General features: G+C 36.3%; 10 protein-coding genes. 5 read left to right on the top strand and 5 right to left on the bottom strand.

The window, feature by feature from the left end:
* Positions 1–2,173, bottom strand: a 2,173-nt coding sequence (locus AC3RVG_RS06885) for a CARDB domain-containing protein (protein ID WP_489690701.1), incomplete at its 3' end; no start/stop codon positions are given.
* Between the two features lie 76 nt (positions 2,174–2,249).
* On the opposite strand from AC3RVG_RS06885, the gene AC3RVG_RS06880 reads away from it, so the two are divergent.
* The 5 genes from AC3RVG_RS06880 (at position 2,250) to AC3RVG_RS06860 (ending at position 7,281) form a co-directional block, all read left to right on the top strand.
* Complete coding sequence (locus AC3RVG_RS06880; protein WP_489690700.1) at positions 2,250–3,170, top strand: NifU family protein; 921 nt, start codon at positions 2,250–2,252, stop codon at positions 3,168–3,170.
* Positions 3,171–3,279: 109 nt separating this feature from the next.
* The gene (locus AC3RVG_RS06875) at positions 3,280–3,483 is read left to right on the top strand and encodes a dodecin family protein (protein WP_489690699.1); all 204 of its coding nucleotides are present in this window, start codon (positions 3,280–3,282) and stop codon (positions 3,481–3,483) included.
* A gap of 72 nt (positions 3,484–3,555) precedes the next feature.
* Positions 3,556–5,670: a thioredoxin domain-containing protein gene (locus AC3RVG_RS06870; RefSeq protein WP_489690698.1), complete on the top strand. Its 2,115-nt coding sequence runs from the start codon at positions 3,556–3,558 to the stop codon at positions 5,668–5,670.
* Between the two features lie 6 nt (positions 5,671–5,676).
* Positions 5,677–6,522: a mechanosensitive ion channel family protein gene (locus tag AC3RVG_RS06865; RefSeq protein ID WP_489690697.1), complete on the top strand. Its 846-nt coding sequence runs from the start codon at positions 5,677–5,679 to the stop codon at positions 6,520–6,522.
* Between the two features lie 57 nt (positions 6,523–6,579).
* Positions 6,580–7,281: a hypothetical protein gene (locus AC3RVG_RS06860; RefSeq protein WP_489690696.1), complete on the top strand. Its 702-nt coding sequence runs from the start codon at positions 6,580–6,582 to the stop codon at positions 7,279–7,281.
* 10 nt (positions 7,282–7,291) lie between these two features.
* Here AC3RVG_RS06860 and tsaB read toward each other — a convergent pair whose 3' ends face one another.
* The 4 genes from tsaB to AC3RVG_RS06840 form a co-directional block, all read right to left on the bottom strand.
* Positions 7,292–7,951 carry a tRNA (adenosine(37)-N6)-threonylcarbamoyltransferase complex dimerization subunit type 1 TsaB gene (gene tsaB, locus AC3RVG_RS06855; protein ID WP_489690695.1) on the bottom strand — a complete coding sequence of 220 codons (660 nt, stop codon included), beginning with the start codon at positions 7,949–7,951 and terminating at the stop codon, positions 7,292–7,294.
* Entirely contained in the window at positions 7,951–9,231 is a 1,281-nt protein-coding gene (locus AC3RVG_RS06850; RefSeq protein ID WP_489690694.1) for an efflux RND transporter periplasmic adaptor subunit, read from the bottom strand. The genes tsaB and AC3RVG_RS06850 overlap by 1 nt, the downstream gene beginning before the upstream one ends.
* A gap of 2 nt (positions 9,232–9,233) precedes the next feature.
* The gene (locus AC3RVG_RS06845; protein WP_489690693.1) at positions 9,234–10,565 is read right to left on the bottom strand and encodes a TolC family protein; all 1,332 of its coding nucleotides are present in this window, start codon (positions 10,563–10,565) and stop codon (positions 9,234–9,236) included.
* 103 nt (positions 10,566–10,668) lie between these two features.
* Complete coding sequence (locus AC3RVG_RS06840; RefSeq protein WP_489690692.1) at positions 10,669–11,838, bottom strand: efflux RND transporter periplasmic adaptor subunit; 1,170 nt, start codon at positions 11,836–11,838, stop codon at positions 10,669–10,671.
* Between the last annotated feature and the right edge of the window lie 11 nt (positions 11,839–11,849).

Genomic DNA, 11,849 nt, shown 5'->3' with positions numbered 1-11,849 from the left:
GCATCGTTCCGTGGTAAGTAACCGTTAAGGTAGGATCGCCCATAGTAATCACCAAATCCTGCTGGGTAAGGTCAAAAGCAGCAAAGCCGTCGTTGTTTACATCGCACTCAATAAGGTTTCCGGGAACCGTGTTAACTGTTGGTGGGGTATCTATAATCAAATCGATACTACGACTGCTATCAAAACAACGGTCATCGTTTCGGTTTTCTAAACGAATATAGACGGTCTCTCCAGGAGCCGAAACATAATAAGGGTTTGGCAATGGGTTGGCATCGTTGTCTGCATCCACCTGGCTGCCATGATAGGTAATGAAATATCTGGAAGATGGCTCGCCATCAAGTACCAAAGAGTTGAACTCCACTGCTAGATCCACAAACTCGCCGCCATCACCATCAGCATCGCAATAGCTTGCGGTGGCTGGAACCAACCCAGCGATAGCACGGCTGAAGTAAATTTTAAAATCAGTTAAATCAAAACAGCTTCCACTATTATCCTCGATGCGTGCATAAATAGATTGTGGCGATGGGGGTACAATAATATGCACACCGCCAAGGATCTCATTGGTGTCATCAAAACTGTCTTGGAAACTTTGGTAATATTTTATCGTGAACTGCGCAGGGTCCTGAGCACCCAAAATATTTGCGTCGTTGTCTGTTAAATTGAAAACTCCCGCTGTCGTGCCATCATCGCATTGGTAAAGATTTACCGGAGTATTTGCAACGGGCTGGGGTCTAAATGTAATTACAACAGAATTACTATCTACACTACAAATACCATCTACTGCTTCCACTCTATAAATACCATCTGCAGTAACTACCAATGTTGGATTTGTAGCACCGGGAATAGCAATGTTATTTCTAAACCACTGAATATTAAATGGAGGATCGGTAACACCTGAATCTAAAATAACTGGCCTACCCAAACAAGCTGGACCTGGATTAAGAAGAATACCTGCTGTACTTAAATCAACTGGGTAAATATCTTCGTTGTTTGTTTCATCCGTTTCAGATACAATACCAGTTCCGTTTCCTATATCATCAATTACTGCTCTCAAGTTAAAATTGTTGGGAGTGGCAATTGGAATATTTAAAGTTATAGTACCACTTTCAGAACCACCAATAGGAATAATAGTTGTTGTTGTGGTTTGCCCAATAAGTGTTGCATCTGCATAAAATGCAATTGGTGTATTTGCCGGTAATTCATTCGTACTATTGACGTTATAAACTGTGTATTCTACATCCAAGTTATTATTCTCACAAAGCACACCCAAGTCATCAATTTCAATAGTAGCATCGGGAAGTTCTGAGTTTACACTGGTAATAATATTATTCACCATTATAAAATCCTGATGAGACTCTAATTCAATGAGGATACTAGTATCACCAGCAGCCACAATTCCTGATAAATTGTAAAAGTCCAAATCCATATTGTAGTTCTGGACATTTCCGGGAGCCCCGACATAAGAATTTGTTCCGTTGAATGCGTTATTTGCAGGATTTAAAGCATTAGAAATTAATGTTCCATTAATAAAAAGACTTTCTCCATTGGCGATTTCCTGTTCTCCTTCCCAAGCTAAAAACCCTATTTTCGAAAGTACATCCGAACTTACATCTATGTTAGTTAATGTAATACTGAGGTTATTATTATTTGCTGATACACTTTCTAAACCATCAAAAAGACTGATTTGATTTAGCAAAAGCGAAGGGTCTTCGTATATTACGTAAATTGCCCATCCACCAAAGTTAGTACCGCAATAGCCAGGAAGCAAGGCTTGTACGTCCATGTCTGCAAACGTATAAGTGCCATTTCCTGTTGCACCTACAAGAGCGGTAACATCTGAATAGGCCGAAAAGTATGGATTACCATTAAAAGTATGGCTAAAAATACGCTGGGCGCTAATGGGTGTTCCATTCATAGAAACATCAAAATCTCCTGTACCTATAGACCCCCAGTATAAATGAGCTGAAACAAAAGTCTGTCCAGGCGATAAAGATAAACTAGCACTACTCTGTAGCATCTGTCCGCAATACCCATTAAAATTTGGCTGTGAGTTCAGCGTATTACCTACTGCTGTAAAATCATACCTACCATTAAATTGCTGAAATAATGTTACGGCCTGTGAAAAAATAAAAAGTGGAAAAAGTAAGGCTAAGAAAAGTATTAATTTTTTCATAAAACTTGGTATTACAGTGCCAAATATATTGAATACATTGTTTTTCTTTTTATATTTTCGCAAAAAAAACATCTTAATGCCTCAATTTAACATAGATATTTCAAAAACGTCCAATCCGAATATTATAAAATTCGTTGCTAACTCGCTCTTAACCCGCTCCAGTAGCTACGAATTCAAAAATATAGATGAAGCAAAACCGAGCCCTTTGGCGCAGCAACTTTTTTATCTTCCATTTGTAAAAACGGTATATATTTCGCAGAATTTCATCGCAATCGAGAAATATGACATAATTGCATGGGAAGAAGTACAAGAAGAAGTGTCCGAATCCATTTTAGAGTACCTAAATGAAGGAAAATCTGTAATTGCCGAACAAGACACTCCCAAAAAAGTTGCCATAACCATTTATGCAGAAAGCACCCCCAATCCTTCAGTAATGAAATTTGTGGCTAATAAATCTTTAGCAACTGGAGTTTTTGAATTTAAAAACATCGACGATGCCACTCATTCGCCCTTGGCAATGGCATTGTTTAATTTCCCTTTTGTAAAAGAAGTTTTTATTAGCGAAAATTATGTTTCGGTGATGAAATACAACATTTCCGAATGGCAGGAAATTTCAATGGAATTGCGCGATTTTATCCGCAAATTTATTGAAGATGGAAAAACAATATTGAATGATGAAATATTAAATGCAACCACTACCGATGCAAATATTTCATCTACAAATAATACTTCTGAAAATTTTTCGGAGAATCACACAGACTTTGAAAAGGAAATAATTTCTATTTTAGATGAATACGTAAAACCTGCCGTAGCACGCGATGGTGGAAATATTCGTTTTGATTCTTTCAACGAAGAAACTAAAACAGTAAAAGTTATTTTACAAGGTGCTTGTAGTGGCTGCCCTTCTTCAACAATAACTTTAAAAAACGGAATAGAAACTATGTTGAAAGAAATGCTCCACGGTAAAATAAATAGCGTGGAAGCTATAAATGGATAACCTCACCTTATAGCGTTAGAAATCATTACCTTTTAACTTAATTTTCAGAAAATTAGGGCTTAATATTTGTATTTTGAAGTTTCACTATTTTTAACTTAAAACCAAAAATATGGCAGTATTAAAAGTTATTGAAGTTCTGGCAAGTTCAGACAAAAGTTGGGAAGACGCCACTAGAAATGCAGTTAAAGAAGCATCAAAAAGCGTGAAAAACATTCGCTCCGTTTATGTAAACGAACAAAGTTGCGTGGTTGAGGGCGGTGACAACATTACCAAATTTCGCGTAAATGTAAAAATCACTTTTGAAGTGAATTAATAATCTAAAGACCTTAACGGAATACGCTTTTGAAATTCCAAAAGCGTATTTTTGTTTTTCTGAAATCCCGTTATGCGACTACTATTTACACTTTTAGCCTCACTAATTCTACTTGGCTGTAATTCTTCAACTAAAAAAACCTTGGAAACACAAAGCTATACAAACGATTTAATAAAGGAAACAAGCCCTTATTTACTTCAGCACGCACACAATCCAGTTAATTGGAACGCTTGGAACGAAGCTACATTGCAAAAAGCAAAAAAAGAAAAAAAGCTAATGATTATAAGCGTTGGCTATGCTGCTTGCCACTGGTGCCACGTAATGGAGCACGAAAGTTTTGAAGATAGCACTGTAGCCGCTGTAATGAACAAGAGTTTTATTTCGGTAAAAGTAGATCGCGAAGAAAGACCCGATGTAGATCAAACTTACATAAATGCTGTTCAATTAATGACGGGAAGCGCCGGTTGGCCTTTAAATGTTGTTACACTCCCCGACGGAAGACCCGTTTGGGGCGGAACCTATTTCAGGAAAAATGATTGGATAAATGCCTTGGAACAAATACAGGAAGTTTATACCAACGAGCCTGAAAAATTGATCGCCTACGCAAACCGATTAGAAGAAGGAATTAAAAGCATGGATCTAATCCATTTAAATACGGATGAGATTATTTTTAAAGATTTTCCACTTGAAAATATTGTAGCGGATTGGTCGCGGAAATTCGACACGAAAAATGGCGGTTTTCAAGGTGCACCAAAATTTATGATGCCGAACAATCTTGAATTTTTGCTACGGCAAGCCATTGAAAAAAATGACGCCGAGCTACTAAATTTTGTAACGCTAACTTTAGACAAAATGGCTTATGGCGGCCTTTACGACCAGATTGGCGGCGGATTTTCCCGCTATAGTACAGACGAAAAATGGCACGTACCTCATTTTGAAAAAATGCTTTACGACAATGCGCAACTTGTTAGCCTTTACAGTAACGCATATTTGGTAACCAAAAACCCACTTTACAAAGAAGTAGTTGCGGAAACTTTGCAGTTTATAGCGCTCGATTTAACTAACAAAGAAGGCGGTTTTTATTCGTCGCTGGACGCAGATAGTAAAGATGAAAATGGCAAGCTGGAAGAAGGTGCATTCTACGTTTTTACTTCGGAAGAATTGCAGGAGCAGCTAAAAGATGATTTCAATATTTTTAAGGAATATTACAATGTAAACAGTTACGGAAAGTGGGAAAACAACCACTATGTCCTGATTCGCAAAAAGACGGATGCAGAAATTGAAAAAGAATTCGGGCTTACTTCTGAAGCATTTCAACAGAAAAAGAATAATCGGAAAGAAACACTTCTCACCTATCGCAACAAAAGGGACAAACCAAGATTGGACGACAAAACCCTAACTTCTTGGAATGCATTGATGCTAAAAGGATATGTGGATGCGTATAAAGCTTTCGGCAAAAAAGAATACTTAGATGCAGCTTTAAAAAACGCAGCTTTTATCTCTAAAAATCAACTTCGGAAAGACGGGGTGTTATTTCACAATTATAAAGATGGCAAAAGCAACATCAACGGTTTTTTAGAGGATTATGCTTTTACAATTGAAGCATTTGTAGACTTATATCAAATAACCTTGGACGATAAATGGCTCGACCTTTCCAAGAAAATGGCTGATTATACAATTGCTAACTTTTTCGATTCGGAAAAACACATGTTTTATTTCACTTCAAAAAATGATCCGGCCATTGTTACCCGAAACTTTGATTATCGCGACAATGTAATTCCCGCTTCAAATTCTGCAATGGCTAAGAATCTTTTTCTGCTTTCAAAATATTTTGAAGAAACCAATTTTGATGAAATTTCGCATCAAATGCTGAAAAACGTTTCCGAAGAAATAAAACAATATCCAAGTGGTTTTTCTAATTGGATGGACTTGATGCTAAACTTCAAAAGTAGTTTTTATGAAGTTGTTGTTGTAGGCGCTAATGCACCAGAAATAATAAAAGAACTAAATACAAATTATCTTCCGAACATAATTATTGCCGGAAGTACAGGCGAAAAAGATGGCCCACTTTTTGAAAATAGATATGTGCCCGATGAAACCCTTATTTATGTTTGCGAGAACAATGCTTGCAAACTACCCGTTACAGACACAAAAATTGCAATTAAATCATTAAACAAAAAAGAATAAATTTTTATGGAAAAATTTCAAGACTTAGATATTTACCTTGAAAAGTATGGCCAAAAGTTACTCGATTTTTTACCGAGTGCGATTGGAGCAGTTGTAATGTTACTGATTGGCTTTTGGATTATTAAAGTAATAAATCGGTACACAAAAAAGTTTTTCGACAAAAAAGAATACGATCCAACGCTCGAAAATTTTATTGCGAGTCTTATAAATTGGGGTTTAAAAATCATCCTTTTTGTTTTGGTTATTACGCAACTAGGCGTAGAATCTACTTCGCTAGTTGCAATTATTGGTGCGGCAGGATTGGCAATTGGTTTAGCATTACAAGGTTCGCTCGCCAATTTTGCGGGAGGTATTTTAATCCTGTTAATAAAACCGTTTAAAGTAGGCGATTTTATAAGCGCCCAAGGTGTAGATGGAACCGTAAAAGAGATTTCAATTTTCAATACTAGCGTAATCACTTTTGGAAACCAACTTGCTATAATTCCGAATGGACAATTGAGTAACGATAATATTATTAATTATACTATAGAAGGGATAAGACGCGAAAACTTAACCTTTGGTATTAGTTACGATGACAATATAAAACAAGCAAAAGAAATTCTTTTAGCTTTGGTGAATGAGCAAGAAACAGTTTTAAAGATTACAGACAAAATGCCGATGGCTGCCGTTGCTGAATTGGGTGATAGCTCGGTTAACCTTACACTGCGTTATTGGGCGAAGAATGAAGACTTTTGGAACCTGCGATGGCTAATTTTAGAAGAAGGAAAAGCAAGGCTTGAAGCTGCTGATATTTCTATACCTTACCCACAACGCGATGTACACCATTTTAATTTGGAAACACTACAGAAATAAATTGTTATGTTTGTAGAAATATAGCCTATTTTTATATCAATCATTAAAAATTCAAATATGAAAAAAATAATTTTAACCTCGCTTGCTGTTATGCTTTTAGTTCCGGCAATTGCGCAACGTACCAATACCAATTATAATATTTATGATAGAACCATAGATCTTAATCAAAAATCATTGGCTTTCGGACTTACAGAAGCACAATTTGAATCAATAAAAGACGAGGCTTATGCCAATCCCAATTTTGTTCAGGGGAAAATATTTCAAGGAGATCAGCTTGTACAAGATGATGTTCCGATGCGATATAACGCTTTTGCAGATGAAATTGAAATCAAAAAAAATGTGTCTGATGTAAGTTATGGCGCTTTAACAAAGTCACCAGATATATTCGTAAAAATATTTAGAGACATTTATGTTTTTGTTCCATTAGATGGCAGCAACGAAAAAGGCGGCTATTTTAACGTACTTAGCGATGGAAAAACATACGATCTTTACAAGAAGACGAAAGCTGTTTATAGAGAGCCACAGAAAGCTAAAACTAGCTATCAAAGAGATTCTCCGCCAGCATTCCCAAAAACTGTTACCTATTATTTGGTTCAAAATGGATCATTCTTAGAAATGCCAAATGGTAAGTCTAAAATTCTTAAAATGATGGATCGTAAAAAAAGCGAGATGAAAAGTTATATTAAAGACAATAATATAGATTTAGACAAAGAAGCAGATTTAATAAAAGCGATTAGCTACTTCGATTCAATATTATAAAGCAGTGACGCTAACCCAACATAAATTCCTTTAAATAAAAAGGCTCAAAATAAGCGACATTTTCTGTGTCGCTTATTTTGTATTTGGCCTCGGCCAAACTTGCCATACCGGCTGATGACGGAAAATTATTGTCAAGAAAAACTGCGTTTTTATTAGTACACAATTCTTCAAACTTGTTTGAACCATCGCCAAGGAAAATGGTTTTAGATTCTTCTAAATAGTCACTAAATGAATTCTCGTTTACTATTTCAGCTCTGGTTTCTCTAATTTGTTTTTTTTCAGCATTAAAAACTGCTGAATACACTTCCATTCTTCGAGCATCGAGCAGCGGGATAATGTAGCAATCTTTATGATCAACCTGTCGTGCAAGAATCTCTAGCGTTGAAATTGACAGTAACGGAATATCTAAAGCAAAGCACAATCCCTTGGCTGCAGATACGCCAATTCTAAGCCCAGTATAAGAACCCGGACCTTTACTAACTGCAATAGCATCTAATTGATTTTTATCAATTTTAGCTTCTGCTAAAACCTCTTCAATGAAAACATGAAGCTTTTCAGCGTGTGAATATTTTTGATTGTTTTCTTCGCGAATCGCTTTTACCTCACCCCCAACAGAAACAGCAACCGAACAATTGGTAGTAGCAGTTTCAAGACATAAAATTACAGCCATTATTTTTCCTTTTTTTCCGCTTTGGGATCAATAACCTCGACCTTATCACCTTGTTTCAACGATTTGGTAACTGTGTTATAAGGCCCAATAATAACGGTTTCGCCCTCTTTTAAGCCTGTTATTATTTCAATATTAGAATCGTCTTGTATACCTGTTTTTACAACGCGTAATTTTGCTTCTTCACCTACTTTAACATAAACCGCCTCAAACTTTTCGTCGCTTGTAGTTGTTGTTTGACTGGTATACAGTTTCTTTGAATCTGTGGTATCTGTTTTTATAACAATTGCACTAATAGGCACACCAATTACATTCTTCTTTGTAGTGGTAATTATATCTACAGTAGCTGTCATTCCAGGTCTAAAAGGTGAATAGCTTTCAGGTTTTCCTTCAGTTAAGGTTTTATAAGAATCTGGAAGAATTCGAACTTTCACTTTAAAGTTTGTTACTTGATCTGCAGTTAATGCACTTTCTGCACTATTTGCAATTTCACTAACTACCCCTCGAAATTCACGTTTTAAATACGCATCTACCTCAACAATTGTTGAATCGCCCACAGAAACTTTTACAATATCATTTTCGTTTACGTCAACTACTACTTCCATATTTTGAAGGTTTGCCACGCGAACAATTTCGGTTCCTGCCATTTGGGCTGTTCCCACTACTCGCTCGCCTAATTCAACCGACAGCTTTGAAATAGTTCCACTCATAGGCGCATAAATGGTGGTACGAGAAAGATTATCTACAGACTGCTTAACATTTGCTGAAGCACTTTGAACGTTGTAAAATGCCGCTTTTGAGTTTGCTTTCGCCATATCATAATCGGTTACCGATTTGTCCCATTCAGCTTTAGAAATAACGCCTTTCTCAAATAGTGATTTGTTGCGATCAAAATTAAGTTGGGCATTCTTTTCGCTCGCTTGGGCCTGTGTTAACTGAGCGCGAACATTCTGCAAACCTGCTTGCGATTGACTTACCGCAGCCTGAATTAAATCTGGGTTTATTTTAACCAAAAGATCGCCTTTTTGTACAGTTTGGCCTTCTTTAACGGGAAGTTCAATAATTTCTCCTGAAACTTCAGAAGAAAGCGCAACTTCTACTTCGGGTTGAATTTTTCCTGTTGCGGCAACGGTTTCAACTATATTGATGGGCGAAATCTGGGTGATTTCAACTTCTTTAAAATCGCCTGTATTACCGAACCAACCTGCTTTCTTTCCAACAAGAAGAACAACTATAAGCAACACAACAACTACAACAATCCAAATGATAGTTTTTTTCTTCATACTTAAAATTTTAATTCGCTAGCTGGAACTCCAAAATACAATTCCAAAACTTTCAATTTGAAAATATATTCAAATTTAGTTCTGTTCTCTTCAATTAAAGAATTATCGTAGCGTAATTTTGATTGACTAAAGTCGAATGCATTGGTTAACCCAACATCAAAACGATCTTTTGCATATTGATATGCTAGCTCTTGCGATTCAAGCGCAACGGTTGCAGATTCATACGCTTTAAGCGCACCATTAGCATCTACATAGGCTTGGTATACACTAGATTCTAAATCTAACCTTGTTTGCTCTAATTGATACTCCGTATTTTTTAAATTTATCTTACTTCGCTTTACATTACTTCTAACGGCAAAACCATTAAAAATAGGAACATTAAGTTGTAAACCATAACCAATACCATCGTTTAAGTAAAGCTGGTCAACAAAATCGGTTTGTAATGGGTCGTTATCTGCATAACGTGTATTGTAACCAAAAAATGCTGAAAGTGTTGGGTAATAGCTACCGCGCGAAATTTGCAAATCTTTCTCAGCCAAGTCTACACTTTTTTGAGCAATCTTTACTTCGGAACGCGTTTCTTTTGCGCTTTCAATTATTTCTGAAACATCTTTATCTGCAATGCCTCCATCGATAATTTTGTACTCCTCGTCAGCAATATCAAAATTTGTATAGTCTTTAATCAATAAAAGTTGCGCAAGGCTTATTAAAGAAATCGTGACAGTATTTTCTGCTACGGCCATACGTTGTTTTTCGCTTGCATCAGTAGCTTTAATCTCTAAAAGATCGCCTCGGGGAAGCACTCCAGCGTCCACAAGATTATTGGTTCTATCTAATTGTTCGAGCGTTACTCTGTTTTGAGAATTTGCAACTTCTAAATTTGCTTTATTCAGCAAAACTTGTAAATATGAATTTGCTACGGTAAGTGCAATATCATCTTTCATTTTGTCTAAACGATACTGAGCTGCTAATTTTGTTAGCTTAGAACGTTGCAATTGGCGCACATTTCTAAGTCCATCAAAAAGTTTAAGCCCTACGTTAATAGAGCCCGAAGCAGATCCAAAAGTAGTATTCTCAAGTTGATTATTTGTAGGGTTTAAACCTAAACCTGTATTTTTTGATGCACTAGCGCTACCGTTTACTGTAGGTAGAAAATTACCAATTGCTTCTAGTTTATCTATTTCGCTGCTCTCTAATTCTAGCTCGCTCTGTTTTACCGAAATATTATTTTCAAGTGCATGATTCACACATTCCTGCAAAGTCCATTGTTTGGTTTGGGCTGAGAGTGAAATACTGAGTATCAAAAAAAAGAAAGGGATTGCTATCTTCTTCATAAGTTTATCTATTGATGAATAAGTCTTTTGCAATGCTAATGCGTTACAAAATTTATGAAATTATAATTTTAAATTGAACTGATTTATATTCTAAAAAGGACGTTTAGCCACGACCACCCGTTACTGGCGCTGGTTTTAATATGTTCCAAACTTTAATGTCGTCATCTTTGGAAACTCCGCTCTTTACCTCAACATCTATTCCGTCGCTCACGCCTAATTCTATATCTCTTCGCTCAAATTTTTGATCGCCAACCATTACCTCAACAAAAGGTTTCTGTGTTTTTGGATCAAACTGAACTAAAGCTTCTTTTATGGTCAACACATTTTCTGCTTTTGCCAAAATAATAGAAGCGTTGGCACTAAGTCCTGCACGAATAAAAGTTGAAGTTGTGTCTAGATTTTTCATCGTTCCCTTTATTTCAAACTGAATTGCGCCATTTTCGTCTATTCCCTTTGGAGCGATATAATCTAGTTGGGCATTGAAAGTTTTTTCAGGAAGTGCGCCCACAGTAATCTCTAACGGAAGACCTTCTTTAATTTTCCCCACTTCGCTTTCATCAACTTTTCCTTCAAAAATCATTTTGTCTACATCGGCCAAAGTAGCAATTGTAGTTCCATCGTTGAAATTATTCGACTCAATTACTTGATTTCCAGTTTTTACAGGTACATCTAGTACCATTCCTGAAACTGTTGCACGAATTTCCGTATTTGCAGAAGAACCCATTCCACTTGTAGTTCCTGTTTTTACGATATCGTAATTTTGACTAGCAGCGGTTAAGCCAACTCTTTCTTGCTTTAATCTTTGCTCGCTTTGATCGTAAGACAATTGTGCGTTGTCAAATTCATTGGCAGAAATTACGCCTTTCTCAAACAATTGTTTCTGGCGGTTATAAATGTTCTTTTGGTTTTCGAAAGCAAGACGCGCGGTTTCAACTTGGGTGCGTACGCTGTTTATGTTGCTTTTGGCGCTGTTTAAAGAGGAAACATTTGGCACCACTTTTACTTTCGCAATTAGGTCTCCAGCTTTTACAATTTCACCTGCTACTACAAAAATCTCGTCAATAATTCCTGAAATGTTTGGTTTTATAAGCACTTCTTCCTTCGGAACAATGCTTCCTGTTGCCACAGTTTTTTTAACAACTGTACCCATTGTTGGTTTTTCAGTTTCATAAATAATAGGGTCTTCTATATTTTTTGAATAGAGCCAATACATAGAAACTGTAAATAGAATCGCAATGGATGCAAGGATGATTATGGTTTTAGTTTTTTTCATTTTGTTGATTG

The organism is Aequorivita sp. IT1282 (genome assembly GCF_058068205.1).
Note: the sequence above shows the minus strand (reverse complement) of the source record. Positions and strands in the feature narration are given on the sequence as shown.